The organism is uncultured Chitinophaga sp. (genome assembly GCF_937898475.1).
GTDB lineage: Bacteria > Bacteroidota > Bacteroidia > Chitinophagales > Chitinophagaceae > Chitinophaga.
The window spans coordinates 20,108-46,926 of the sequence record NZ_CALEJS010000040.1 but is presented as its reverse complement, the minus strand read 5'-3'; the positions used below and the strand labels follow the sequence as shown (position 1 = coordinate 46,926).

The 26,819-nt window shown below is 48.7% G+C and carries 25 protein-coding genes and 2 tRNA genes; 13 read left to right on the top strand and 14 right to left on the bottom strand.

Going from position 1 to position 26,819, the window contains the following annotated elements:
• The first annotated feature begins 12 nt into the window (after window positions 1-12).
• Window positions 13-1,032: a histidine kinase gene (locus Q0577_RS23425; protein ID WP_298740642.1), complete on the top strand. Its 1,020-nt coding sequence runs from the start codon at window positions 13-15 to the stop codon at window positions 1,030-1,032.
• Window positions 1,013-1,774: a LytTR family DNA-binding domain-containing protein gene (locus Q0577_RS23420; RefSeq protein WP_298740640.1), complete on the top strand. Its 762-nt coding sequence runs from the start codon at window positions 1,013-1,015 to the stop codon at window positions 1,772-1,774. Before Q0577_RS23425 ends, Q0577_RS23420 begins: the two co-directional genes overlap by 20 nt.
• A gap of 11 nt (window positions 1,775-1,785) precedes the next feature.
• Here Q0577_RS23420 and Q0577_RS23415 read toward each other — a convergent pair whose 3' ends face one another.
• The 5 genes from Q0577_RS23415 to Q0577_RS23395 form a co-directional block, all read right to left on the bottom strand.
• Window positions 1,786-2,706 carry a mechanosensitive ion channel domain-containing protein gene (locus Q0577_RS23415; RefSeq protein WP_298740638.1) on the bottom strand — a complete coding sequence of 307 codons (921 nt, stop codon included), beginning with the start codon at window positions 2,704-2,706 and terminating at the stop codon, window positions 1,786-1,788.
• A 10-nt stretch (window positions 2,707-2,716) separates the two neighbouring features.
• Window positions 2,717-3,343, bottom strand: a complete 627-nt coding sequence (locus tag Q0577_RS23410) for a hypothetical protein (RefSeq protein ID WP_298740636.1) — start codon at window positions 3,341-3,343, stop codon at window positions 2,717-2,719.
• 63 nt (window positions 3,344-3,406) lie between these two features.
• On the bottom strand, window positions 3,407-4,357 hold the full coding sequence (locus tag Q0577_RS23405) for an AraC family transcriptional regulator (RefSeq protein ID WP_298740634.1): 951 nt from the start codon (window positions 4,355-4,357) through the stop codon (window positions 3,407-3,409).
• 25 nt (window positions 4,358-4,382) lie between these two features.
• Window positions 4,383-5,135 carry a LytTR family DNA-binding domain-containing protein gene (locus tag Q0577_RS23400; RefSeq protein ID WP_298740632.1) on the bottom strand — a complete coding sequence of 251 codons (753 nt, stop codon included), beginning with the start codon at window positions 5,133-5,135 and terminating at the stop codon, window positions 4,383-4,385.
• 5 nt (window positions 5,136-5,140) lie between these two features.
• Window positions 5,141-6,157, bottom strand: coding sequence for a histidine kinase (locus Q0577_RS23395; RefSeq protein WP_298740630.1), 1,017 nt, complete (start codon window positions 6,155-6,157; stop codon window positions 5,141-5,143).
• Window positions 6,158-6,318: 161 nt separating this feature from the next.
• Here Q0577_RS23395 and Q0577_RS23390 point away from each other — a divergent pair, with 161 nt between their 5' ends.
• Window positions 6,319-7,224 carry a DUF6268 family outer membrane beta-barrel protein gene (locus Q0577_RS23390; RefSeq protein WP_298740628.1) on the top strand — a complete coding sequence of 302 codons (906 nt, stop codon included), beginning with the start codon at window positions 6,319-6,321 and terminating at the stop codon, window positions 7,222-7,224.
• Window positions 7,225-7,319: 95 nt separating this feature from the next.
• Here Q0577_RS23390 and Q0577_RS23385 read toward each other — a convergent pair.
• Window positions 7,320-7,391, bottom strand: a tRNA-Glu gene (locus Q0577_RS23385).
• Window positions 7,392-7,509: 118 nt separating this feature from the next.
• On the opposite strand from Q0577_RS23385, the gene Q0577_RS23380 reads away from it, so the two are divergent.
• The gene (locus Q0577_RS23380; RefSeq protein WP_298740626.1) at window positions 7,510-9,012 is read left to right on the top strand and encodes a GDSL-type esterase/lipase family protein; all 1,503 of its coding nucleotides are present in this window, start codon (window positions 7,510-7,512) and stop codon (window positions 9,010-9,012) included.
• A 23-nt stretch (window positions 9,013-9,035) separates the two neighbouring features.
• Here the strand turns inward: Q0577_RS23380 and Q0577_RS23375 are convergent, their stop codons facing one another.
• On the bottom strand, window positions 9,036-9,284 hold the full coding sequence (locus tag Q0577_RS23375; protein WP_298740624.1) for a hypothetical protein: 249 nt from the start codon (window positions 9,282-9,284) through the stop codon (window positions 9,036-9,038).
• Window positions 9,285-9,567: 283 nt separating this feature from the next.
• Window positions 9,568-9,639 (bottom strand) — tRNA-Glu (locus Q0577_RS23370).
• A 140-nt stretch (window positions 9,640-9,779) separates the two neighbouring features.
• Here Q0577_RS23370 and gap point away from each other — a divergent pair.
• The 5 genes from gap (at window position 9,780) to Q0577_RS23345 (ending at window position 17,586) form a co-directional block, all read left to right on the top strand.
• Window positions 9,780-10,796: a type I glyceraldehyde-3-phosphate dehydrogenase gene (gene gap, locus Q0577_RS23365; RefSeq protein WP_298740622.1), complete on the top strand. Its 1,017-nt coding sequence runs from the start codon at window positions 9,780-9,782 to the stop codon at window positions 10,794-10,796.
• 113 nt (window positions 10,797-10,909) lie between these two features.
• Window positions 10,910-12,106, top strand: a complete 1,197-nt coding sequence (locus tag Q0577_RS23360) for a phosphoglycerate kinase (protein ID WP_298740620.1) — start codon at window positions 10,910-10,912, stop codon at window positions 12,104-12,106.
• 120 nt (window positions 12,107-12,226) lie between these two features.
• Window positions 12,227-13,477: a C4-dicarboxylate transporter DctA gene (gene dctA, locus Q0577_RS23355; protein ID WP_298740618.1), complete on the top strand. Its 1,251-nt coding sequence runs from the start codon at window positions 12,227-12,229 to the stop codon at window positions 13,475-13,477.
• A 30-nt stretch (window positions 13,478-13,507) separates the two neighbouring features.
• Window positions 13,508-14,383 carry an ATP/GTP-binding protein gene (locus Q0577_RS23350; protein ID WP_298740616.1) on the top strand — a complete coding sequence of 292 codons (876 nt, stop codon included), beginning with the start codon at window positions 13,508-13,510 and terminating at the stop codon, window positions 14,381-14,383.
• Window positions 14,384-14,418: 35 nt separating this feature from the next.
• The gene (locus Q0577_RS23345; RefSeq protein WP_298740614.1) at window positions 14,419-17,586 is read left to right on the top strand and encodes a sensor histidine kinase; all 3,168 of its coding nucleotides are present in this window, start codon (window positions 14,419-14,421) and stop codon (window positions 17,584-17,586) included.
• A gap of 77 nt (window positions 17,587-17,663) precedes the next feature.
• Here the strand turns inward: Q0577_RS23345 and Q0577_RS23340 are convergent, their stop codons facing one another.
• The 4 genes from Q0577_RS23340 to Q0577_RS23325 all read right to left on the bottom strand — a co-directional run bounded on the left by Q0577_RS23340 (window position 17,664) and on the right by Q0577_RS23325 (window position 20,679).
• Window positions 17,664-18,608: a hypothetical protein gene (locus Q0577_RS23340; protein ID WP_298740612.1), complete on the bottom strand. Its 945-nt coding sequence runs from the start codon at window positions 18,606-18,608 to the stop codon at window positions 17,664-17,666.
• Window positions 18,609-18,661: 53 nt separating this feature from the next.
• The gene (locus Q0577_RS23335; RefSeq protein ID WP_298740610.1) at window positions 18,662-19,423 is read right to left on the bottom strand and encodes a YgcG family protein; all 762 of its coding nucleotides are present in this window, start codon (window positions 19,421-19,423) and stop codon (window positions 18,662-18,664) included.
• Between the two features lie 27 nt (window positions 19,424-19,450).
• Window positions 19,451-19,909 (bottom strand): TPM domain-containing protein, encoded by a 459-nt coding sequence (locus Q0577_RS23330; RefSeq protein WP_298740608.1) that lies wholly within the window; start codon window positions 19,907-19,909, stop codon window positions 19,451-19,453.
• A 191-nt stretch (window positions 19,910-20,100) separates the two neighbouring features.
• The gene (locus Q0577_RS23325) at window positions 20,101-20,679 is read right to left on the bottom strand and encodes a LemA family protein (RefSeq protein WP_298740606.1); all 579 of its coding nucleotides are present in this window, start codon (window positions 20,677-20,679) and stop codon (window positions 20,101-20,103) included.
• Between the two features lie 313 nt (window positions 20,680-20,992).
• Here Q0577_RS23325 and Q0577_RS23320 point away from each other — a divergent pair, with 313 nt between their 5' ends.
• The gene (locus Q0577_RS23320; protein ID WP_298740604.1) at window positions 20,993-21,457 is read left to right on the top strand and encodes a response regulator; all 465 of its coding nucleotides are present in this window, start codon (window positions 20,993-20,995) and stop codon (window positions 21,455-21,457) included.
• A gap of 31 nt (window positions 21,458-21,488) precedes the next feature.
• On the opposite strand, the gene Q0577_RS23315 is transcribed toward Q0577_RS23320, so the two are convergent.
• Together Q0577_RS23315 and Q0577_RS23310 are read right to left on the bottom strand one after the other, a co-directional pair.
• Entirely contained in the window at window positions 21,489-22,703 is a 1,215-nt protein-coding gene (locus Q0577_RS23315) for a FecR domain-containing protein (RefSeq protein WP_298740602.1), read from the bottom strand.
• 30 nt (window positions 22,704-22,733) lie between these two features.
• Window positions 22,734-23,159 (bottom strand): hypothetical protein, encoded by a 426-nt coding sequence (locus Q0577_RS23310; protein ID WP_298740600.1) that lies wholly within the window; start codon window positions 23,157-23,159, stop codon window positions 22,734-22,736.
• Between the two features lie 449 nt (window positions 23,160-23,608).
• Between Q0577_RS23310 and Q0577_RS23305 the strand changes: the two genes are divergently transcribed.
• The 3 genes from Q0577_RS23305 to lysA all read left to right on the top strand — a co-directional run bounded on the left by Q0577_RS23305 (window position 23,609) and on the right by lysA (window position 26,743).
• Entirely contained in the window at window positions 23,609-24,982 is a 1,374-nt protein-coding gene (locus tag Q0577_RS23305) for a dipeptidase (protein ID WP_298740598.1), read from the top strand.
• A 7-nt stretch (window positions 24,983-24,989) separates the two neighbouring features.
• On the top strand, window positions 24,990-25,382 hold the full coding sequence (locus tag Q0577_RS23300; protein WP_298740596.1) for an RNA-binding S4 domain-containing protein: 393 nt from the start codon (window positions 24,990-24,992) through the stop codon (window positions 25,380-25,382).
• 131 nt (window positions 25,383-25,513) lie between these two features.
• On the top strand, window positions 25,514-26,743 hold the full coding sequence (gene lysA, locus Q0577_RS23295) for a diaminopimelate decarboxylase (RefSeq protein ID WP_298740594.1): 1,230 nt from the start codon (window positions 25,514-25,516) through the stop codon (window positions 26,741-26,743).
• Window positions 26,744-26,819 lie beyond the last annotated feature (76 nt).

Below are 26,819 nucleotides of genomic sequence, written 5' to 3'. Positions count from 1 at the left end.
GTTAACAACTATATGAAGAAGAAAACATTCAGGGTTTCAGGCAAATTGATCTGGCTCAGTTCACTCTTTCTGGGCATCCTGGCCTCCATACCTAAGGTTGCTGAACATCACTTTAATCTGTATGAGGCGATTGTAAATTCTGCCGTTACTTTCCTGTTTTCGCTTTTCGTATGGTATTACAATATCATCACGTTCCCTGCCTATGCTTCGCGCAATGTTGCAGCAGGATTTTCCATAGCGCGTATGGTCAAAAGCCTGGTAGTGGGGTTAATAGTGATGTTCATCCTGGCGCTCATTCAGCAGTACCTGCTTTCGCATCTTGATTTCGGGCCTGTTGTGCTGATGGTAGAAATGAGAGGTATCCTGATCAATCTTGCATTCTATTTATTCATTCATCTTTTATACCAGGGCTTCCAGAACCAGCAGGTAGGTATAGAGTTGGAGCGTACCAGAAGCGATAACCTCAGCGCACAGTACGAACTGCTGAAACAACAGGTGAACCCGCACTTCCTTTTCAACAGCCTGAATACGCTTAAATACATGGTAGAAAGCGGAGATGCGCAGACGGTTCCCTTTATCCTGAAGCTGTCAGATTTTTACCGCTTTACACTGGAAAGCCGTAAACAGGATCTCATCAAACTGTCGGAAGAACTGAAGATCCTGCATGCTTACATGTTCCTGCTGAAAGCGCGGTTTGAAGAAGGCATCGATCTGTCGGTCAATATCAGCGAAGCCCTCTATAACTCACTGATCCCTCCCTTTACACTACAGCTGCTGGTAGAAAACGCCATCAAGCATAACGTTGTATCGCTTGACAGGCCGTTGCACATCCACCTGTATTCGGATGGTGGAGCTATAGTGGTAGAGAATACGCTGCAGCCGAAAAAGACACCGGAGGCGTCCACAGGACTGGGCCTGGAAAATATCAACCAGCGTTACATTCACCTGTTGGATAAGAAGATTGAGATACTGGCGGGCGAAACATTGTTCACCGTAAAACTTCCTGTTATTCATGAAGATCATCATCATTGAGGACGAGCTGAAAGCCGCAAAATCCCTGGCAGCCCTGATCGGGAAAGTACGGCCCAATGCAGTGATAACTGCTCAGCTGCAGAGTATTGAAAGCGCCGTGAATTACCTCCCGCATAATGAAACGCCTGATCTTATCTTTATGGATATACAGCTTTCAGACGGGTTAAGTTTCGAGATCTTCAAATCTGTAAAGATCCAGTGCCCCGTAGTGTTCTGCACCGCTTATGGCGAATATGCCATGGATGCCATCAAAGCCAATGGTATAGATTATCTGCTCAAACCCTTTTCCAGGGAAGACCTGGAAACCGCTTTTGAAAAGGTGGAGAACTTCAGGAATTTCTTCCAGCAGAATACACAGCCAGACCTGGATAGCCTGTTAAAAAAGATCGGGCTGGATGAAGGGAAGAAGAGTTTTTTGGTGTTTAAAGACAACAAGTACACGACCATACAAACAGACCAGATAGCGTTCTTCTATATCAGCTATGATTCTGCCACTATCAAAACGTTTGACGAACAATCCTATTTCATTAGCCAGTCGCTGGACCAGGTGCAGGCGCTGGTATCTCCCAAACAATTCTTCAGGCTGAACCGCCAGTACCTGATCAATTTCACCGCAGTAAAAGAAGTGGAACATTATTTTGCCAGGAAACTGCTGGTAAAGCTGGTTATCCCCAGCCCGGAAAAGTTGCTGGTGGGTAAAGAGAAGACAACCGCTTTTTTAAGCTGGCTGGAGAACAGGTAGGGGGAAACCCATTACAGCCCCGTATTTTGTACCGCATCTTCATTGGAATTTACTTCCCTGCCCGAAAAAGACAGTATACAGTTGTGCAGCAGGCGTCTTATTTTCCGCTCCGTTTCCTTATCCGGTCTGGGCATCAGGAACTGCACCTTGTAGTGCACGGCATCTTTCTTTATTTCCAGGATCTTCAGTGAAAAGCTGCTGTCTGTTATGTTACTGGAAAAGGGAATCAGCACCGTTTTAAGCGCCTTCTCTATCATTTCAGGATAGGCCTGGTGTTTAAGGTCCAGCTCAAATTCTATGGTCAGCTTTTTAATGTTCTGTTTGCTCTGGTTGATCACCATAGATGAAAAGATTACTGAATTGGGGATCAGCACGATATCGTCATCCTCATTCTGGAGCACAACATTGACCAGTGTAATGTCCAGCACTTTCCCCCGGTATTCATTTATTTTGATCTGGTCTCCAAGCGACAGCTGATCGGAGAACATAATGATCAGGCCATTGATCATGTTGGTGATATAATCCTTTGACAGCAGCGCAAGTGCCGCCGCCGCAATACTAAGGCTGAAGAACAGTTCAGATATTTTTTGCCCGAAGAAGATCAGCAAAGCTATCAGGAAAAATATAGTATTCAGTACCGAGGTAATGCGGTTTAAGCCCAGTACAAAATTGTCGCGTGTAAGTTTCTGCAGGCGGTGCTTTTGCAGGTACCAGAAGATAGTTAAGATCCAGCCCACAGATATCAGCAGGTTGGCGGCCAGGAACATGGAAACGGCCCCGGTGGTCCGCTCCAGCCAATGGTACCTGCTAAACAGATCGTGTTGACTGAAGCTGAAATAGGTAAGTCCGAGATAAACCAGCAGCTTGATGATAAAAATAAGTACCTGGTTCCTGAGTTTCTTCCGGTTGTAAGTTGCCTGGTCGATAAGCATGGTGTTAAAATTACAAAAAAAGCGATCGCACGGCAGGAATAAAATACCTCCATTGGCGCAGGGAGAAGATATGCAGGGCATAAGCCAGGGGCACCAGCAAACCTGGCAGATAAATAAACGGGAACCGGGTCAGCAGGGAGCTATCGGGCGGATGATGAAACGCACGTAGGGGGCCAGGCATGGAGAGCGCGGAGATACTGACAATATTAATCAGCATTAGCAGCCCCGTAATATTATACAACAGCGCTATCAGGGGCGGCCAGCTCTTCTTTACAAAACAATAGTAGCCTACCGGGAAGGCCAGCAGGCCGCTCATGATGTCAAAATTGCGTCCTTCAAAACTCATTTGCGGGGGTAGTGCTCCCCTGCGCACCAATATCCATATGCCTATTTCAACCAGGATCCGGAAAGACTGCAGGTAGACCGGCCATTGTGGCTGGATGTGCTGCAGCAGCCGTTTGCCCGCACCAGAGCGGAGCAGCAATAGTACCGCAGGTAAGGGCGGCAACAATGCCAGCGCCAGGCGCGGAGGCAGGTGAGAGAAGTCGGCAAAAAAGCCCCGCACGGATAATATACCGAGCAGTATAAGCCATGCAATAAGCACAATGGCCATTTTTTGAAAAGTGAGTCTGAGCATAGTTACATTGTATGTGTGCTACAAAGTTCCGATGGCAGATCATCTGACGGATAACCAGAATTGCTATTTTACCAGGAGGCGGTATTGGGAAGGATAGCACCGCATCTTCCGGAAAAAGAGCCGGCTGAAAGATTGGCTGTTGTCAAACCCCAGCAGGTCGGCAATAGCTGCTATGGGAACAGCAGAATGTGCAAGCAGCTCTTTGGCTTTTTCAATCCGGAGCTCCTGCATATATTGATAGGGCGATAAGCCATAAGCCTGGCGGAAAAGGCGTAGAAAATGATATTTGGAAAGGCATGCCTCCGCTGCAAGCAGGTCAAGACTTACTGTGCCGCAAAAGCCTGAGCGGAGTACATCCATGGCGCGGGAAAGGCGTTTGTAAAGTTCGATGCGCGTAGCTTTTTTAACGGGTGGCAGCTGATGGATGATCTGTGCAATGTGTTGGTGCTGCTGCAAATGATACGACAGGAGGGAACTCAGCTGTTCTTCAAACCGCAGTTTGTCTGGTTTTGCTTCCTGTTGCGCAACCATGATGGACCGGATCAGCGCGTTAAAGGTGGCATCCCGCCGGTGTAACTGGTTAAAGAACAGAACAGGAGATAGTTGTTTTTCAGTGCCTGCATCCAGTATCCTGTGGGCGGGTGTGATAAGTGCATGCAATACAGATTCACTGAAGATCTCCCCGAAATGAATATTAAACGTTTCAGTACTACCGGCGCCTTCTTTCATCTCCAGCGTGTACAACTGGGAGCGGTTACTTACAAAATAATGTTCTTCGTCAATGCGGGTAGTCTGCCGCTCTACACTGCAAAAACTGTTGCCCTGTAAATTCAGGAAAAAGGAAAAGGGCCCTTTGATATCAGGACGGAAACATGCTTTGACCTTTGTATGGATAATGACACTGGGAAAACCGTCTGTTTCAAGCGGAAGATTTCCCCATCCCAGGCGGTTGCTGAAGCCGTGGGCAATCTGGTGTTTTAGCCAGCTGAGATCGGGAAACTCATGGAAGATCACGAAGGAAAGTTACGACAAAAGCCACTTATTTACTGATCAGCTTAATGTACACCACCGCTTTCAGCAGCGCTTCTTTCCTGTGGCGTGAAAGGGGGAGCTGTTTACCATTAATAAAAACCCGCCCGCCGGAAATAGCATCAATCTTATGCGTGTTGATCAGGTAGGATTGATGGATCCTGAAGAAAGAGTCTTTAGGCAGCATTTCTTCCAGGGAGCTCATAGTCTGATGGATAATGAAGGTCTTTTCTTTAAAGTGCAGTTTCAGGTAATTCTGCATGCCTTCCACAAACAGGATATCCTGCCAGTTAATTCGCTGAAAGCTGTCGCCCTGCCGGATATACATATCTGCATCTGCACCTTCCTTCGTGTTTTGCAGAACAAGCCGCGATTGGTATATGCCCAGTGCCTTGTTTGCTGCCTGGAAGAAACGCTGAAACTCCAGCGGCTTCATCAGGTAGTCCACTACATTCAGGCGGAAGCCTTCCAGTGCATGTTCTGAGTAAGCGGTGGTTAAGATGGTGAGTGGAGATTTTTCCAAAGACTGCAGGAACTCAAGTCCGGATAGCATGGGCATATTGATGTCCAGGAACATCAGGTCAATATCTTTCGCTTTCAGGATCTCCGTTGCTTTAATGGCAGAAGTGCAGGTGTCTGCCACTTCCAGGAAGTCCAGCTGTTTAATAAAGTTAACCACCCCTTTTATGGCCACCGGTTCATCATCCACAACAAGGCATTTTAAGCGCAGGCTGCTTGTTTGTTTTAACAGTACATCTCCCATAATACTTATAATTTGACAACCAGTTTGGTATAATAAGTTGTTTCGGCATCCCGGATGGTGAGGTCATAATGTTCTCCGTAAAGCAGTTCCAGGCGTTTTTTCACATTCTCCAATCCAATACCCGAAACGGGATCTTTTTCCTGCTGAATGCCTGATTTGGAGTTCTCTACCTCCAGACTAACAGAGTTGGCCATTTGTTCAAAAGCGATGTTAACGTACACCATTTCTGATATTCCGCGGGCCACATGTTTAAATGCATTTTCAATGAAGGTGATCAATAATAAAGGAGGAAATGTTTTTTGCATATCTTCTATCTTCCACGAGCAATTGATGGTGAGCTCATCGCCCCACCTCACTTTTTCTATCTCGATAAAGTCTTTGAGGAACTGTACTTCCTGCGCAATACTCACCTTACTGTTTTTATTGCTGTCCAGCTGATAGCGCAATATCTTGGAATACCTGATCAGTAATGATGATGCCAGGTTTACATCCTCCTGCATCAGGATATTAATATGGTTCAGCACATTGAACATAAAATGAGGACTGATCTGTTGCTGCAGTATCCGTAATTGAGATTCCACCAGTGCTTCATGCAGTTTCATACTTTCTTCGTGGAATCGTAGTCCGCAGAATCCGAAGTTCACAAACAAGGCCACCAGCAGTGCATTTATATACATAATGCCGAAGCGGTTTCTTCCGAGCAACAGGTCTGAGGAAGGCAGCAACCCGCTTTGTTCCAGGTAGAGAAAACCATGCAGGATAGCAGGTATCCATAACGCAGATATGGCTGATACCAGGAAAAACTGCCCGGCAAACAACAGCATCTGCTTTTGCCTGAGCGCCTTTTGCAGGAGGGTGGTGCTGAGATAAGTGGTGAATGGGTATAAACATAACATGATGCAGCACGCAAGTAAACCGCCCTCCAGCACAGAGGAGTCTGGTATGTACCGAAACCAGAAAACGATGGTCAGAAAGATCCAGATCAGGATCACAAACCGGTCGTATTTTTTCAGAAGCGTCATGCGGCAAAGTTAATCCTAATCGTTCACAGCCGGCTTACCAGGGGTCAAAGCCAAACGCCCATCGGTCAAAACAATTTCTATGGGGCAGCTACGCGGTTCACCTTTGCTTTAAATGGACGATCACGAACGTCTGAATTAGTGGAAACATTTATTTAAAGTTTATGAGATCATTATTGATAGGTGTGTGTATTATAGGGATCGCTGCTTCTAAAGGCAATGCACAGGCTTTCTTTAAGACCGAATATTTCGGGACTTCCGGTTACCAGATGACTGAAGGCGATTCCAGTCACCGGATAGGCAACAGCAAAGGTTCGGCAGTAGTTTACCAGGCGGGTGTCAACATACCGTTATCCAGGAAAATGAACGAATGGAATCGTCCAACCATATGGTCTGTCAGTATTGGCGGAGCCTATGTTGATCTTAACAATAAGAATTTTACCCAACCCCTGGTGGTGGACAAAGTTCTGAATGCAGGGGTGAGCTTAAATTACCTGCGGCCGCTGAATGAGCGCTGGTCACTCAGAGCCGGTGTTGGTGGCGGCATCTTTATGCCAGGTGCAAATTTGTCTCAGGTACAGTTCAGGCATGTATTGGGCAGTGTTAGTGCCGTGTTTATCCGTCACCTGAAACCGAACCTTGACCTGGGCGCCGGTCTTGCATTAAACAATTCTTTCGGGTTTCCCATGCTGTTTCCCGCCTTTTACCTTAACTGGAGAACGGCCGGTCGTTATTCAGTACAGGCTTCGCTGAGGGATGGTCTTGAAGTGGCGGCAGGTTATCATTTTAATTCCAACTTCAGGCTCAACCTGGTAATGGAGGTGAACGGACAGATGGCATTACTGGAGCAGGAGGGGAAGAATAAAATATTCACGCATCAGTATGTTATTTTCGGATTGCGCCCGGAAATTAAGGTGGGGAAGCACGCCACCATCCCGCTCACATTCGGATTCAATGCTACACGTACCGCGCAGATAACCGACAGGAGTTTGAAGACGATCTTCCAGGATAAAGGATATTCTTTCCGGGGATCTGTCTATACTGCTGTAGGGCTGCAATGGCGGTTTTAATAGGGAAGTATCAGAAGGTTTGTACGCAGGCTGCAGGCGGTGGGGTAAAATGAAAGAGGGAATTTCCAGGCCTTAGCTGAAAATTCCCTCTTTTGTACCGCGTACGGGAATCGAACCCGTGATTCATCCGTGAAAGGGATGCGTCTTAACCCCTTGACCAACGCGGCGTTTCGTTTTTGGGATGACAAAAGTAACCAAAAGAAATCAAATACCAAATTTTTTAAAAATTCCCCCGATTTTTTCCATTATTGCAGTAGCTGTACTAATGTAGAAAATCATCAATTCATGAATAGTAAAAAGTTCCACGGTCTTGCATTATGGGTAATGTTATCATTGCCTTTGTACTTATCTGCACAACAACCTTCCCGTACGGTATACGCTATAAAGGGTACGGATACACTCTGGTTTGATCACTACCTTCCCCGTACCGCCTCCAACGGTATTTCGGTACTCTTTGTACATGGCGGCGGCTTTACCGGCGGTGACCCCGCAGGGCAGGCTACTTTTGCAGAAGGCCTGTCAAAAATGGGTTACAACATTTTCGTGATTAAATACCGCCTGTATCTGAAGGGCAGGAGCTTTGGCTGCGAAACAGTGTTGCCGGAGAAAATGAAAGCTATCCGCCTGGCGGTAGAAGATACCTGGGATGCAACTACTTACCTGCGTCAACATGCTTCCGCCTTACAGGTAGACACCAGCAAATTAATCCTGGCGGGAAGCAGCGCCGGTGCTGAAACCGTATTGAATCTTGTATTCAATCCCTTTGTAAAAGCAGGGGATACCACGTATAAAACTTTCCGCTACGCCGGTCTCATGTCTTTCGCAGGCGCTGTGCTGGATATGAACCGCGTATACAGTAAACCCGCGCTGCCCCTGCTGATGATGCACGGCACCAAAGACGAGCTGGTGCCCTACGCCACTGCAGGGCATCATTACTGCGATGCAACAGCCCCTGGTTGGGTGATCATGTCCGGCTCTCATACCATCTTCACTGAAATGCAGAAAGAGAACCTCCCGGTAACACTGTATACCTATGAAGGCAAAGGGCACGAAGTAAGCGGCTACATGTCCAGCAAGTTCAAAGAGATGGACCGTTTCATGCAGAATGCCATCCAGGGCAAAGAGCAGGTGCCGCTGCATATTATAGAGAAGGCAGAAAGTACAGCGGGGGTGCAGCAATATGATACCAGTTACAGCACTACTTATTACCGCCAGAAAGTGTCCCTGTTCAGGCTGATCCCCGATACGGAAACAGGAGAGATCATTTTCCTGGGCGACAGCATCACCGATTTTGCGGAATGGGCAGACCTGTTCAAAAACAATAAGATAAAGAACCGAGGCATCAGTGGAGACAGAACACGGGGCATCCTCAACCGCCTGGATGAGGTGATCAAACGCAAACCTGCAAAGGTCTTTATTATGATCGGCATCAACGATATCGCCGCAAATATCCCGGACAGTGTGATCATACAAAATTACACCACCATTATACAACGGCTGCGCACCGCTTTACCGGATGCCGCTATCTATATACAGAGTTTGCTGCCCACCAACGGCACCTTCCCGCAATTTCCGCGCCACCAGCGTAAGGAAGCGCACATTGATGCGATCAACGCTTATCTGCAGCAATTGGCCCGCGAACAGCGCTGCACCTATGTTGATCTCTACCACGCTTTCCTGGATAGTGAAGGCCGGTTAAATAAACAGTACACCAATGACGGCTTACATCTTACCGGCGACGGATACCTGGTATGGAAAAAGCTGTTGCTGGATAAAAAATACCTGTAAGCAGGATAGCCAGCCGCAGCACGTTATGCGGGCTGATAAGTGTGAACAACAATGCCGCCGGGGAAAGCTTTCGCATCTACCAGTTTCAGGTCAAACGGTTTTGCCAGATCGCTGAAGATGGGTAGACCCTGTCCCAGTGTTACCGGGTGAACCGCCAGGCAGTATTCGTCTATAAGCGGTGAAAACGGGGCTTTGCAGAGGGGAAGTGCGATGTTTGTTCGGTGTTTGTTCGATCCGGGTCCCGGTTTACCCCAGTCCTGTCTCAAAGTCATCCCAAAGATGTTCCACTCCTTTATAAGGAATGGGACATCTTTGGGACTGATATGGGACATATATGGGAGAGACCGGGACCCGGATCGGGTTTGGATCGGGATCGGAGGCTGCAGGCGCTGGTAAGGGGTCTAGTCCTGATATAGGTTTACACGAGCTGTTATAAGATCCTGTTTGAAGTTTACACGTGATTTCTAAGTCCTACTGACGGTTTACAGCATCGCTGTTGAGGTAAGGAAACAATAAAAAAAGGCCGCCTTCTGGCGACCTTTTTACAACTTTTCGTACCGCGTACGGGAATCGAACCCGTGATTCATCCGTGAAAGGGATGCGTCTTAACCCCTTGACCAACGCGGCATTCTTTTTCTTTGGGATTGCAAAGGTAATACCTCTTTTGATATTTCCAAAAAATATTTGCTTAACGCAAATTTCTATTGATTTATACCGGTATACCTTGTAAATTCGCGTCTCTATTTTTCAATTCAAACAGTGTTAAAATGGGAACGACTCTTAAAATCGGTATTAATGGGTTCGGTCGTATAGGCCGTTTGGTATACCGCCAGATCTACAAAATGCCCGGTATTGACGTGGTAGCTATCAATGATTTGACCAGCCCCAAAGTGCTGGCTCATCTGTTGAAGTATGATTCCGCGCAAGGTAGATTTGACGCTGAAGTTAGCTCCAGCGAAAGCGCTATCTCCGTTAATGGCGATGAAGTTAAAATATATGCTCAAAAAGATCCTGCTCAGATACCCTGGAAAGAGCACGGTATCGACGTGGTGATCGAGTGCACCGGCTTCTTTACTGATAAAGCTAAAGCGGAAGCACACCTTACTGCCGGCGCTAAAAGAGTAGTGATCTCTGCACCTGCAACCGGCGATCTCAAAACCATCGTGTTCAATGTAAACCATGAAACACTGGATGGTAGCGAAACCGTTATCTCCTGCGCTTCCTGCACCACCAACTGCCTGGCTCCTATGGCAAAGGTGCTGAACGATAAATACGGTATCGTGGCTGGTCAGATGACCACCATCCACGCTTACACCAACGACCAGAACACCCTGGATGCACCGCACGCCAAAGGTGATCTGCGCCGTGCACGTGCAGCTGCCGCCAACATCGTTCCCAACAGCACCGGTGCTGCTAAAGCAATCGGACTGGTACTGCCCGAACTGAAAGGTAAACTGGACGGTGGCGCACAACGCGTTCCCACTATCACCGGTTCTCTCACCGAACTGACCACCATCCTCGGAAAAAAAGTAACCGTAGAAGAAGTGAACGCTACCATGAAGGCAGCCGCCAACGAATCTTATGGTTATACTGAAGATGAGATCGTAAGCTCTGACATCGTAGGCATGACCTTCGGTTCCCTGTTTGATGCTACTCAGACCAAGATCGTAACAGTAGGCGATACCCAGCTGGTAAAAACAGTTTCCTGGTACGATAACGAAATGAGCTATGTTTCTCAACTTGTACGTACTGTGAAGTACTTTGCAGGACTGATCACCAAATAACACAAGCCATATTTATTATAGTGGAAGGTGAAAAGTGAAAGTGAATTGTATGGTTCACTCTTCACCTTTCACCTTTTACTTTTCTCCTTCCTCACCACCTCAACCTAAATGTTATGAGTGCATTCTCTGATTATAATTTCAATGGGCGCAAAGCGCTGGTACGTGTAGATTTCAACGTTCCGTTGAATGATAAATACGAGATAACTGATGATAACCGCATGCGTGCGGCTGTGCCTACCATCCAGAAGATACTGAAAGACGGTGGCGCGGTTATCCTGATGTCTCACCTGGGCCGCCCGAAAGATGGCCCTACCGAAAAATATTCCTTAAAACACCTCGTATATCACCTGGTAAAACTGCTGAACGGTACTACCGTCAAGTTTGCAGAAGACTGCGTAGGCCCCGTGGCAGAAGAGGCTGCAGCCAACCTGCAAATGGGTGAAGTGCTCCTGCTCGAAAACCTGCGCTTCCACAAACAGGAGGAAAAAGGTGACGAAGCCTTTGCACAGCAGCTGGCCAAACTGGGCGATGTTTATGTAAACGACGCCTTCGGTACCGCTCACCGTGCACACGCCTCCACCGCCGTGATCGCGAAATTCTTCCCTGCTGAGTTCCGCACCTTTGGCTTCCTGATGGAAGCAGAAGTGAGCAATGCCGAAAAAGTTCTGAACCAGGCCGCGCAACCTTTCACCGCCATCCTGGGTGGCGCTAAAGTGAGCGACAAGATCCTGATCATTGAGAACCTGATGGAAAAAGCCAACAACATCATCATCGGTGGTGGTATGGCGTACACCTTCCTGAAAGCGCAGGGCAAAGAGATCGGTAACTCCCTGGTGGAAAATGATAAGCTGGACCTGGCCCTTGAGCTCCTGGCCAAGGCAAAGTCAAAAGGCGTGAACCTGCTGCTGCCCGTTGATTCTGTGGCGGCAGACAAATTTGCCCCCGATGCCAATACACAGGTAGTATCCAATGATAATATTCCCGCAGGCTGGATGGGCCTTGACATCGGAGAAAAATCCGTACAGCTCTTCAGTGATGTGATCAGCCAGTCAAAAACCATCCTGTGGAACGGTCCTATGGGCGTTTTTGAAATGCAGGCCTTCCAGGGCGGTACCAAAGCAGTGGCAGACGCTATCGTGAAAGCTACTGAAAAAGGCGCCTTCTCCCTTGTAGGTGGTGGAGACTCCGTAGCTGCGGTAAACCAGTTTGGCCTGGCAGAAAAAGTAAGCTACGTATCTACCGGTGGTGGCGCTATGCTCGAGTTCTTTGAAGGCAAAGAATTACCCGGAATCGCAGCTATCAAAGCATAAAGCTTCAAATACCAATATTCAGATCCCAGGTTTCCGCCAGGAACCTGGGATTTTTATTTACACCACTTCCTGCTTTGGAATTTGGTTATTGGTATTTGGAATTTTGTATTTTGTATATCTATGAAAAAACTTTTCAGTCATCTCTATTTCCAGGTATTGGTTGCTATCTTCCTGGGTATCCTGGCCGGATGGCTTTTCCCCGGTATAGCCGGTACCGGTAAGCTGATCAGCGAAATGTTCATTAACCTCATCCGCATGCTGATCGCCCCCATCATCTTCTTTACCATCGTGCTGGGTATCGCTCGTATGGGCGATATGAAAAAGGTAGGCAGGGTAGGCGGCAAAGCACTGCTGTACTTTGAGATCGTAACTACCCTGGCCATTGTGATCGGCCTGGTGGTGGCCAACTGGCTGAAACCCGGGCACGGCGTGCCTTTAGTCAATGGAAATACGGCCGCTGTTCATAAGATAGAAAAGGCCGCCGGTGACATGAACTGGACCGAATTCCTCCTGCATATCATCCCTTCCAACGTAGTAGATGCTTTTGCCAAAGGCGATATCATACAGGTACTGGTGTTTGCGGTACTCTTTGGTTATGCACTCAGCAAAATGAAAGCCGCCGGAAGCGGCTTGCTGCATACCTTTGACCGCCTTGCGCAGGTGCTGTTTAATATTCTTAAGCTGATCATGCGGCTGGCGCCAGTGGGAGCGTTTGGCGGTATGGCTTACACCATTGGTACCTTCGGGGCGGCAGCGCTCATGCCGCTGGTAAACCTGATGCTATGCGTATACCTCACCATGTTCGTATTTATTTTCGGTGTGCTGGGTATTATCTCGCGGGTATACGGCTTTAGCCTCTGGCGTTACCTGAAGTTTATCAGCAACGAAATACTGCTGGTGCTCGGCACCTCCTCTTCAGAGTCCGCCCTGCCAGGCATGATGGAACGTCTTGAAGAATTGGGCTGCTCCCGTTCCGTGGTAGGCCTGGTAATACCTACCGGCTACTCTTTCAACCTGGATGGCACCAGCATCTATCTTTCCATGGCCGTTATTTTCCTGGCCCAGGTAAATCATATAGATTTGACACTGGCACAGGAACTGACCATCATCGGTATCCTGGTGATCACTTCCAAAGGAGCCGCCGGTATCACGGGCAGCGGCTTTATTGTACTGGCTTCCACGCTGACAGTGATCAGGGTGATACCGATAGAATCCCTGGCCATCCTGATAGGTGTAGACCGTTTCATGTCTGAAGCGCGCGCCATCACTAACCTGATCGGGAACGGCGTTGCTACTATCGTAGTGGCCAAAAGTGAAAAGGAATTTGACGATGAGAAATACCAGGCCGCTATCAAACGCCAGCTGGCATAAACATATTCTACATTAAAAATACTATCCGTTATGAAACTGAGCATGAAACACCTGCTAACCGGCCGTACCTTTGTGAAACTCCATCTGCTGGCCGGCTCTATGTTGTTACCTGTTAGCGCTTTCTCACAGCAGCCGGTTGTTACGCTTGAAAAAGTATGGGTATCAGATACTTCGCTGCGTGTACCGGAGTCAGTATACTTCGACGCTGCAAAGAATATCCTGTATGTATCCAATATAGAAGGTAAGAGTAACGGGAATGATGGAAATGGTTTCATCTCCCGCATGACGCCCGAAGGCAAGATACTGGACCTCCGCTGGGTAGAAGGCATGAGCGCTCCCAAAGGCATGGGGATCTACAAAGGGCGTCTCTACGTGGCCGACCTCACGGAAGTGGTGGTGATCGATATCCGCAAGGGTGCTGTTGCAGAGCGTATACCTGTGGAGGGTGCCGTGTTCCTGAACGATCTTACCATTGACAATAAAGGCGTGATCTATGTTTCTGATACCCGTGCAGGAAGAGTACACCAGATCAAAGACGGAAAAGTAAATACCCTGTTTGAAGTGAATGGACCTAACGGCCTGCTATGGCTACCCTCCGGATTGCAGGTCCTGGCTGACGGCGCCTTCTTTCAGCTGCAGGCTGGTAATACGCTGAAGAAAATTGCAGACATAGGCCAGAGTGTAGATGGTATAGTGCAGGTAAAAGCTGGCGAATTCATCGTATCTTGCTGGCCAGGAGAGGTATTCTATGTTAATGCAGCATCCGGCGCCGCCGTAAAACTGCTGGATACCCGGGAGCAGCAACTAAACACCGCCGACATCGGCTACAACCCAAAAAAGAAAATGGTGTATATACCAACCTTTAACGGCAATACCGTAGCGGCATACCGGATCAAAGGTTTATAAAAGGGGCAAACCACAAAAATAAAATGTAACTGTTAGTGAAAGTGTTTCAATGGAAGATATCGTACATCCCTGCCTGGCTATTGGCAATACCGGCAGCAATGCTTTCCTACATTACTTTTTTTTCCGTTGCCTTTCTCCTGTTTCTCTTTCACGCAAAGGCCCAGGAGCCGGATGTTTCCTACTCCTTCTCTCATATCAACCTGAAGAACGGCCTGGCCAGTAACCACGTGTCGGCCATCCTGCAAGACAGGAAAGGCTTTATTTGGATAGCCAGCACCGCCCTCCAGCGCTATGACGGAAGTAACCTGCTCACCGTAGCCAGCTTTGATAAAGTGCCCGGCTCCATCTATTATGATGATATCTGCCTCTGTGAAGACCGTAAAGGCCGTATCTGGATGGGCGCGCCTGATAATATTCACATCTACGATCCCGCAGCTGGTATTACGCGCCCGCTGAAAGTAGACATCCGCCCCTCACCGCAGGGCAATATACAATGCAGCCAGATAGTGGAAGATTATGCAGGCGTTGTGTGGGCCACCACGCAGGAAGGGCTTTTACGCTTCAACGACAGCACCGGCAGTTTTGAAAAAGCAGCCATGATACCAGAGTCTCAACGCCGCGAAATGAACAGCGCCATCGTGGAAGATGAGGAAGGCCGTCTCTGGATCAGCGGCCGTAGCGGCATCTACCTGCTGGACCGCGAGCGGAAGCACCTCTACAGCGCTGCCAATAACCCCGGACAGCAGCCTGTTTTCTCCATTGATAAAAGTGTCCGTAAGTTTTACATAGACTATCGCCGGCGCATCTGGATAGCCGCCCGCACCCGGGGCCTGCTTTGCTATGACCCCGGCGCCAGGAAGCTGCAGTCGTTTCAGATAGGAGAGGTGTTCGACATCACTACAGACCTGGAACATAATATCTGGGTGGCGCTGGAAGGTGGCAACATCGCCCGCTTTGATGATAACCGCCAGGAGTTCACCGTGCGTATCCAGGGAAATAATGAAGACGATCTGAGCCTGCATTACAACTTTGAGACCAATTGCTTCCTGACCGACCGGGAAGGTCATCTCTGGATAGGTACAGACAGGGGCGTTAATATACTGAGCCTGCATAACCCCACCCTGCGGGTGATGGACCAGCGCATTGTATTCAATGGGGGAAAACGGCTGCCAAGAGCGGAAGTAACAGACCTTTTCCAGGCCAGTAACGGAGACGTATACGTGGGGTACTGGGGTAAAGGCTTTAGCTGGATGAACAGCCAGCTGGAGCTGAAACGCAATTTTTCTCACAGCGGCACAGATCCTGCATCCACAATTCCTGAAAGCCGTAACCTGGTGTGGAGCTTTGCTGAACTGAGGAACGGGAACGTACTGGTAGGTCAGGAGAACGGTTTCCTCTCCGTATTCGATCCACGCCAGGGAAAATTCATCGCCCACCATCAACCGGCCGCCTTCCACGATCAGACCTTAATGAGCCTCTATGTGGAAAGCGATACAGCAGTTTGGATAGGCCTTTACAAAAAAGGACTGGCGCGCTGGAATCCCCGGCTGCATACTGCTTACGGATATCCGCAATTGCAGGAGAACCTGCAGCGGCAAACTTCCGTAATGGACGTGGTGCCGCACAACGATTCCCTGTTATGGCTGGCTACCAGCACTGCAGGCCTTGTGTTGTTCAATAAGTACAATGGCCATGTGGTAACGCGGGATAATTTTCGCCAGGGCACCCTGCTGGTCAATAATATAACCTGCCTGTACAAAGCAGATGATACCACCCTTTTGGCAGGTACGGATCATGGACTGTGGGTATACAATACCAACCATCATACCGCAAGGCCCCTCACCACCAACGGTGTGCTGTTTGATGAATGGGTGCTCAGCATGCGGGCCGATGATGCCACCGGGGGTATATGGTTCACCACGCCTTACAGCTTCTACCGTTTCAACCCCAAACAGTTTACACTGGAAACCTTTGTTCAGGGGGATAATATTGTAGACAACAACCGTAAAGTACGGCGCCGTATTATCGGCCTGCAGGATGGCAGGCTGCTGGTGGGCGCCTCAGACCATTTCCTGGCATTTGATCCAAAGGCGTTAAAGGTGGCGCCGCCCCCGCCGGATGTAACGATCCTGGGCCTCCGGGCACTGGACAGCGCCATACAGATTGATCCGCAGCAGTCGGTAGAACTTACGCACCGGCAGAACTTCATCTCCATTGAGTTCAAAAGCCTGCTGTATCACCCGGAAAAGATCCGTTATTATTACCAGCTGGACGGCCTGGATGAAGATTGGGTAAATGCAGAAGGACTGCTGATGGCCAAGTACACCAACCTGTCTCCCGGCGTGTATACGTTCCGGGTACGCAGCGTAAATGCCGCAGGAACCTTTTCTGCCAACACCACTACGCTCCGTATCAACATAAAGCCGGCGTTCTGGCAAACCAACTGGTTCAGGATACTGGTATTGCTGGTAACCGCTGCCCTGATCTATATCTATTTCAGGGCGCGTATCCACTATATTAAGAAAGAGGCCAAGCGCCGCACCCTGGTGCAGCAAAGAATGGCGCAGCTGGAAATGAAAGCCCTGCGGGCGCAGATGAACCCGCACTTCATCTTCAATGCCCTCAATTCCATCCAGACCTTTATGATGAAGAGCGAAACAGAACAGGCGCTTTCTTACCTGAACCGCTTTGCCCGCCTTATTCGCAGCGTGCTGGATAACTCACAGCAAAACACTATTCCCATCTCCAAAGAGGTGAGTATGCTGGAGAACTATATTGAACTGGAAAAGCTGCGTTTTGCAGATCAGTTTGACTATAAGATCATCATCGACCCTTCGCTGGATCCGGATTTTACAGAGATACTCACCATGATCATCCAGCCCTTTATAGAGAATGCCATCTGGCACGGGCTGCTGCATAAAAAGGAAAGAGGCCGCCTGCTGCTGTCCTTCACCCAGATGCAGGACCGTATATTGTGTGTGATAGAAGATAATGGTATCGGCCGTGAAAGATCAACCGCACTTAAACAGGCCAGTGGTTATACCCACGCCTCCCGTGGGCTGCAGATCACCCGCGACAGGCTTTCCCTCTATAACAGCCGTTTCAATATGGATGCCTGCTTTGATATAGAGGATCTTTACGATGAATATGGCCAGGCCACCGGCACCCGTGTTAACCTCTGGTTCCCATTGGTGGAAGACTGAAACAGTTTGAGCGTTTGGGAAGTTTAAAAGTTCGAAAGCGGCACAAGGGTTTGGGTCAACTTCAAACGCTTTAACTATTAAACCTGTACAACTCTCTTCTGCCTGGAGTCCCACCTCCACGGGCTGTGCAATAGTCTCAGTCCGCCCAGCCAGCGATGCTGCAATGAAATGTAATCTGTATAGTTTTCTTCATTGTTCAGCACTTCTTTGCCCAGTGTGGTAATGATCAGCATGTTATCTTGCTGTTCAATGATCCCCGCGCTGCGCATCCGCTGAATGTTAATATCGAGCTGGAAATCGCTGAAGCCATAGATCTTCATATCCTCCCAGAACTGGGCGTAAAGATCGTACCAGCGCATGGGGCACATGGTCACTTTATAAAGAAAATAGCTTTGAATGGCATTCAGCCCGTTCTCTACGGAGGGAAGCCGTTGCAGGTGTGCCGTCAGGGCTTTTCCAAGGTTGGTAAGATGGCCGGCAGGCCCTTTGCTGATCGCTTCCAGCGTCAGCGGTTCGCCTTCGCAGTAGGCTTGCCAGGCGCGGGCTGCCAGTTCCAGGTCTGCATCGTCCAAAAGCACACGTTGTTCAAATAAGGGGGGAAATTGTTCAGGCGGCAGCATGCCGAGGCTTTTGCATTCGGTTAGTCCGGCGGGGCGGTCAAAAGTCACCAGGCTTACCTGCGGAAGCCGGATCATTTGCGTACGGAGGTAATGTAAAATAAACAACAGGTTGATCTGGCAGAAAAGGGTAGACTCAAACCAAAGTACAATGGCGGCATTGTCTGTTGCCAGCTTCAGTTTTTCCAGCTCGCTCACCACACGGGCATAATAGGTTTGCTTGTCTATACCGTAATGGTATTCCAGGTGTTTGGAGCGGGTTTCAAAAAATGCGTTCATGTCGTTGGTGCATTTCACCTTGCCCTCACACATCATTTCCCGGCACACTACTACTGCTCCTGGTATTCCGCTTTCCCGGAATGGGGTAAGGGTAGCATCTCCATTAAGAACATGCAGGTACGACATGGTTTACGCTTTATTGAGGTGATATCAATCCAGCCTTTTACTCATTGCCATTATTACCAGCTTCCGCTTGCACCGCCTCCGCCGCCTGAGCCTCCTCCAAATCCGCCGAAGCCGCCGCCTCCTCCGCCGCCCCAGCCTCCGCCGGAGCCACTGCTCCATCCGCCACCGCCCATTGGGAAGCCGCCCCATCCACCCCAGCCTCTGCGGCTGATTGTGGTGCCGCCTCCACGACGGTTGTTAATCATAGAGAGCAGGATGATGGCTATCACTATCAGCACAAAAATAGAGCCGCCTCCTTTACCACGCTTCTTTTTCGGAATAGCTTGGTACTCCCCGGCAGCTGCCTTCTCGATAGCGTTCACCGCCTCATCCAGCCCCTGGTAATAATGTCCCTCTCTGAAATTGGGTACAATGATCTCATCTATAATACGATTGGCGATCGCATCCGGTACGGCTCCTTCCAGTCCGTAACCGGTTTCTATACGCACTTTCCGGTCGTCAATGGCGGCCAGTATCACCAGGCCGTTGTTCTTTTCTTTGGAACCAACGCCCCAGTCGCGTAATATTTTCAACGCTGTTTCACTGATGTCGTAATCGCCGGTGGTTCTGACGGTAACAATAGCGATCTGCGTAGAGGTGCTGTCATCATAGGCAACCAGCTTCCGTTCCAGCTCATCTGCTTCCTGGCGTAGCAGCACGCCTGCCATATCATTCACCAGCCTCGGTGGCGTTGGCCTTGGCGGTATCTCCTGTGCAAATGTCTGTATACCTGTTATCAATAATAAACAAAACCATAACCAGCAGAATATCCTCATTGTCTAAAACTATAGGTCAGTAAATGTTCATTTCCCTATTACAATATCATCCGGCAGTTCGTTTGTATCATCGCCGGCAGTGTAAGGAAAATGCAGTTGCAGTGATTCCCCGATCTCTTTGATACAGGCTTCAATACCTTCTATTACCCTGTTCTGTGAAAAATGTTGTTTCAGCAACAGGGCTTCGCCCTGCCAGAAGGTATCACCCACTTTTTCATGGATGCCCCGGTCTCCAAGAATGGCGAATTGATGATCCCGCAGGGCGATGTACAGCAGCACACCGTTGCGCTGCCGGGTCTTTGTCATGTCGAGCGAGAGGAAAACCTCCTGCGCCCTGTCCATCGGGTCTACATAAGCGCACCGGCTTTCAATAAACAGCCTGATCTCTCCGCTGGTAAGTCTTTCCGCTGAACGGACCGCCTGTACAAGTCTGGCTTTATCAGCCTCGTCTACAAGCTCTTTTTTGCCAAATGGAAATATGCGCATAATACAAGTATTGAAGGTCAAGTGCCAGATTCAGATTCCAAATGCCAGATACCAAATTTCCAAATCCCAGACTTCAATGGGGGGAAGGCGCCTGACTTAAAAGTACATTGTTTTTAACACTGGCACATTTCCCGTTTGTGTATTTGGAATTTGGAATCTGGCATTTGGAATTTGTTCTTTAGAATTTTCTATCAGAATTGGACTTTGGGTGCATTTTCAGATCCGGGCTGTGCCTGGAAATAACCTTTCTGCTGGAACCCTGCGATGCCGGCTATCAGGTTGTTGGGAAAACTGCGCACAGAGCTGTTGTAACCGTTTACCGCATTGTTGAAATCATTGCGGGCAACCGTGATTCGGTTCTCAGTACCTTCCAGCTGTGCCTGCAGGTCCAGGAAGTTCTGGTTAGCTTTCAGCTGCGGATAGCTTTCTGCTACTGCCAGTAAGCGGCCCAGCGCAGTGCTTAATTGTCCCTGCGCCTGCTGGAACTGCTGAATCTTTTCCGGTGAAAGGTCTTCCGGGTTAACAGTGATCTGTGTGGCTTTTGCACGTGCTTCTATCACCTGCGTCAGGGTAGTCTGCTCGAAGTTGGCAGCGCCCTTTACGGTGTTCACCAGGTTAGGGATGAGGTCGGCCCTGCGCTGGTACTGGCTTTCTACGGCGCCCCACTTATTCTTTACATTCTCATCCAGTTTTACCAGGCCGTTGTATTTGTTACAGCCGAACATGCCTAATAATACCAGGACTACAATAACGATGATACCTTTTTTCATCTTCAATATTTGATTTTATGATTTCACATTAAGATATATTGCCCCTAATAGCTTGCTGGTTTAGTGCAGTTTAACAGCGCATTGGGTTGGGATGTATCAAACCTACACGAAATTCATCAAATCACAAAAACAATCTCCACCGCTGTTACTGCACAGTCTACTGAAAAAATAGGGCCAAAATCATGCTGTTTATATATAATTTTGCCGGAGTATTCATCACCCTCATCTAAATGCAAATCCTGCTTTTAACTCAGATGTGGTTTTATTGTTTGTAACTCATTTATTTTAATTAACTTAGAGCTAAGACTCCTCAATGAGTGTGCAACACATCCATATTCTCTATATCGATGACGAGATACACAATCTGAACGCCTTCAAAGCTTCTTTTCGCAGGCTGTATACGGTATTTACCGCCGAATCGGCAGAAGAGGCAGTGAAGATCCTGTCAGAAAACGATATCCACATCATAATTTCAGACCAGCGGATGCCTAAGATGACAGGCATCGAATTCTTCGAATCCATACTGGAAAAATATCCTGAACCTATCCGTATACTGCTCACCGGTTATGCAGATATCAACGCGGTGATCGATGCCATCAACAAAGGCCAGGTATATAAATACTTCTCCAAACCATGGAATGAAGAAGAGCTCCGGCATAATATTGAAAAGGCCTATGAAGTGTACGCCCTTCGTAAAGAGAACAGGGAACTGACGGCCAAATTGCTGGATGTAAATGAAAAGCTGGAATTCCTGCTCAGGCAAAAACTGATCTCCTGATACTTTTCCTGTCGTTTATCGTTTCGTTTGTTTATGTCCGTGGGTGAAAATGGATCGTATTATCGTAGATACGATACCCGATGTTCAGCGAGGATGACAATTGCTCCAGGAAATCCTGCAGGGGTTTGTCTTTCTCAAGACAACCGGAATACTGCATAGCTGCCATCGATTGTCTGTCAAATGCTAATTTAAGTCCAAACCAGCGCTGAATAACCGGCTCCAGTTCCCGCAAATTTTTGTTGCGGAAGCGGTAGATGCCTTCCCGCCATCCAAGCGTTATGGATTCATCAAAACGTTTTACCTTGAACCGTTCACCGGTACGGTAAATAGCCTCATACCCGGGTTTGAGCGTTACGTCCAGTGTATCGCCTACATCAGTAACTGCGGCGCCCTGCACCAGTGATGTAATGATCATACCGGAATCGTAGGAGTTAATGTTAAAAGCAGTGCCCAGCGCCTTCACAGACGTGCTGGGCGTATGTACAATAAAAGGTTGTTTGGGATTCTTGGCCACAATAAAATAGGCTTCGCCTTCCAGGTAAACTTCTCTTGTCTTGCCAGGGAAGATAAAAGGAAAACGCAAAGTGGAACTGGCGTTCAGGTGTACTTCCGTTCCATCTGCCAGCTCAATCCTGTAATCCGTTTTTGGCGGTACGGTCAGTGTATTCCATTCCACCGTAACGTTATTATCATCATCCTGCGCTGCAGGCGCTGATGCAGGTGTCTGCGCTGTTGCAGGCGCCGCCTGCGTCTTTGCATCCTGTTGGGCGGTATTATTATTTGCAGGCAACTGCTCCGGGCCAGGCGGGGTCTCCGTTTTGGCCTTTGCCTTTATCAGCCGGCCTTTTGCCGCAGGGGTAGGGGTTGCACTGGCTACCACGCCGGCTGCCGGTTGGGAGGAACGTTGCAGCCAGCCATTATAATAGGCAAAACCTGAGAAAGTGATCAGCACACCGGCGACGGCGGCTGCTGCACGATATCTTTTCATGAACGTCAGCACCCTTGTACCGAAAGAGGGGGCGGGCCTTAACAGGGCCTCTATCTTGCACCAGGCAAGGTCGGCCCGGAGGTCTTCCAGGATATCATTGTTGGTGGCAATTTTGGCATTCTCGAGTTCAAACCAGCAATTGCGTACGTGCTCGTCTTGTTGAATCACCTGCTGCAGATACCTGTCATTCTCTTTACTGATCTCGCCTAATTGCTTTTCCAGCAATAGTTGGTAAATGTGTTCTTCATTAAATTTCATATAGAAAAGCACATAAGAAAGTTCGACGTTTTAGCTATACCGTATACGACGTATATCCTCCAGGGCCAGTTTTAATTTTTCCGCAGGCATATTATCAAGGGAACTTAAAACCTGCTTACGAAGCTCCTGGTGTTCTGTTGCGTTCTCGTTTGGGTGTGGGAGATATTGTTCTTCACCATTTTCATTCCGGGGCTCCCGGGCCTGGTCCAGACAATCTAAATGAACCTGTTGATAGAGGAAGCCTCCTACCGATTGCTGTATGTCAAGATATAGTTTTTCTTCCCATATACGTATGAATGTATGCTGTACAACGTCCTGCGCACGTTTCATATTACCTACCATAGTAAAGGCTTTCAGGCATAAAGGTTTGTAATATTTCAGGAAGAAATATTGGTACGCCTTTATATTACCCAGTTTTAACTCTGATAATACAGCCATATCATCAATACTAGTCATATCGTTGCTTTTTGCGATAATAGGTGAAAATTATGAGCTGTTTTTTGGTCGAAACCCGCTCTCTGTTTAGGTGTTCGTTTCTTGGCGGCCATAATTTCCTATTAAAAGTTACAACAAAAAGTTAATTATTGGTTAATAAAGTTAAATAATTGAAACAGTATCAGCTTGATATTTAAAATCCGGCGTTTAGGTATACCCGGAAGTTTCAAAGTATAATACTTTAAATATGTAAAGTTTGAGGTCTCAGGTTTGGGGTTTGAGGGTCGTTTGACGTTGCAGGTGCAGGGTTGGGTATCAGCCTGGTACAAGTGTTTCTTTTGATACATCAGAACCGAACCTTTAACCTCTAACGAACCTCAAACCGCAGACCTCAAACTTCAAACCTCAAACCCCAAACTTGAAACTTTCCCTTAAATTGCACCCCATTGTAAGACTTAATATTCCTGAATATGCAAGTATGGAAAGATTACCAGGCAAATCATAAAGACCGTTTCCTGGATGAATTGTTAGCACTGCTGCGCATTCCCTCTGTGAGCGCAGATTCCCGCTTTAACCAGGACGTGAAGGATTGCGCAGAAGCCGTAAAGCAGCGGCTGCAGGAAGCCGGCGCAGATAAGGTGGAAGTATGCCCCACCGCCGGCCACCCTATCGTTTACGGTGAAAAGATAATAGATCCGGCATTACCTACCGTGCTCGTATACGGCCACTACGACGTACAGCCCGCCGATCCGCTGGAGCTCTGGCACAGCGGCCCCTTTGAGCCGGTCATTAAAGACGGTAAGATCTTTGCCCGCGGCAGTGCCGACGATAAAGGCCAGTTCTACATGCACGTGAAGGCCTTCGAGATCATGACCAAAACCAGCACCCTGCCCTGCAATATCAAATTCATGATAGAAGGAGAGGAGGAAGTAGGCTCCGCCAACCTCGGCATCTTTGTGAAAGAGAACAAAGAACGCCTGAAGGCCGACGTAGTGCTGATCTCCGATACCGCTATGATCAGCCTGGAAAATCCTTCCCTGGACACCGGTCTCCGCGGACTCTCCTACATGGAAGTGGAGGTAACAGGTCCCAACCGCGACCTGCACTCCGGCGTATACGGCGGCGCAGTGGCCAACCCGGCCACCATCCTCTGCCAGCTCATTGCCTCCATGCACGATGAGTACAATCACATCACCATCCCCGGCTTCTATGATAAAGTGCTGGAGCTTTCCAAAGAAGAAAGGGACGCCCTGAACAAAGCGCCTTTCAACGAAGCGGAGTACAAACAGGACCTGGGCATCGATGAACTCTGGGGTGAGAAAGGATTTTCTACCATCGAACGTACCGGTATCCGTCCTACCCTGGAGGTGAACGGTATCTGGGGTGGTTACACCGGCGAAGGCTCCAAAACCGTACTGCCGTCCAAAGCATCCGCCAAGATCTCCATGCGCCTGGTGCCCAACCAGGACTGGATAGAAATATCTGAGCTGTTCAAAGCACATTTCGAAAAAATTGCGCCCAAAACAGTAAAAGTAAAGGTAACTGCCCACCATGGCGGAAGCCCCTACGTTACGCCTACAGACCATATTGCTTTCAAGGCGGCCAGCAAGGCCATAGAAAGCACTTTTGGCAAAGCGCCCATCCCGGTGCGTGGCGGGGGCAGCATTCCCATCGTGGCGCTGTTTGAGAAAGAGCTGGGCCTGAAGACCATCCTCATGGGCTTTGGCCTGGATAGTGATAACCTGCACTCTCCCAACGAGAAATACGGGCTGGAGAACTTCTATAAAGGAATTGAGACCATCCCCTATTTCCATCAATACTTTGCGGAGATGAGCAAAAAGTGAGCATTGTATGCCAGCAACAGAAAAGCTCCGGGTAGATAAATACCTCTGGGCCATCCGTATATTCAAAACCCGCAGCCAGGCCGCTGCAGCCTGCGATGCAGGCAAGGTAAGACTCAATGGCGCAGCCGTAAAAGCTGCCCGTACCGTAAGCCTCGGCGATCAGTACGAAGTGAAAACCGAAGCCCGCCGCTGGAAGATCGAAGTCACCGGCCTGCTGCATAACAGGCTCCAGTATACGGAGGCCATTAAATACTATGTAGACATCACCCCTGAAGAAGATAAGCAATTCAACCAGCGGGTAAGCGCCAGCTTCTATACCGGTAAACGGCCCAGCAAAATAGGCCGCCCCACCAAACGGGAACGGCGTGACCTCGACGAGTTCATGGAAGGGGATGCCTGAAGGCAAATGCAAAATTCCAAATTCCAAATACCAAATTCCAAGGGGAATAAAGGGTTCATTTAGACACTGTCTTGTTTGGAATTTGGGAATTGGGATTTGGAATCTATCTTTGCATCCTTATTATATAATAGATGGCTACTAAACAAAGCGATGTTCTCTCCGCCGATTTCCTGGTGAAGATAGCAGAAGAATTCGGTACCCCCGTTTACGTGTACCACGCAGAAAAGATCAAAACCCAGTACGAAAAGCTGCAAAAGGCCTTTTCGAAGACGGACGCCCGTTTCTTCTACGCCTGTAAGGCCCTCACCAATATCAATGTGCTGAAGTACATCAACTCCCTGGGCTGCGGACTGGATACCGTGTCCATCCAGGAAGTACAGCTGGGCCTCAAAGCCGGCTTCGATCCCAAGCATATCATCTTTACGCCCAACTGCGTGGATCTGCAGGAGATCATCGCCGCTAAAGACCTGGGCGTAAACATCAATATCGATAATATCTCCATACTCGAACAGTTTGGCAATACCTTCGGCGGCAGCTATCCTATCTGCATCCGCCTGAACCCCCACATCATGGCCGGCGGCAACTTCAAGATCTCTACCGGTCATGTGGACAGCAAATTCGGTATCTCCATCCACCAGCTGCGGCATATAGAGCGTATCGTGAAAAGCACCCGCCTCAAAGTAACCGGGCTGCATATGCACACCGGCTCCGAAATAAAGGATGTAGACGTGTTCCTGCGCGGCGTGGAGATCATGTTCGAAATGGCAGAACACTTCCCCGACCTGGAGTTTATTGACCTGGGCAGCGGGTTTAAAGTAGCCTACCAGCAGGGCGACCCGGAAACAGACATCGATCTGCTGGGCAAAAAGCTTTCAGATGCTTTCAACGGCTTTAATAAAAATTACAGCCGCCCGCTGCAGCTGTGGTTCGAACCCGGAAAGTTCCTCGTAAGCCAGAGCGGCTATTTCGTGGTGAAAACCAACGTCATCAAACAAACCACCGCTACCGTGTTCGTAGGCGTTAACTCAGGCTTCAATCACCTGATCCGCCCCATGTTCTACGATGCATTCCATCTTATCAAGAATATCTCCAATCCCAAAGGCACTGAACGGATCTACACCGTGGTAGGAAATATCTGCGAAACAGATACCTTCGGCTGGGACCGTAAACTCAATGAAGTGCGGGAAGGCGACTACCTCGTATTCTATAATGCAGGCGCCTACGGCTTCGAAATGTCTTCCAACTTTAACTCCCGCCTCAAACCGGCCGAAGTAATGGTGAAAGACGGCAGGCCTCAGCTGATCCGCAAAAGAGACACCCTCGACGATCTCCTCAAAAACCAGGTGGAAATTGAGATGTAAAAGTTTGGAGTTTGAGCCTCGTTCGAAGTTTGAAGTTCGTTCGAGGTTTGAGGTGTGAAATTTGAAGTTCGTTCCG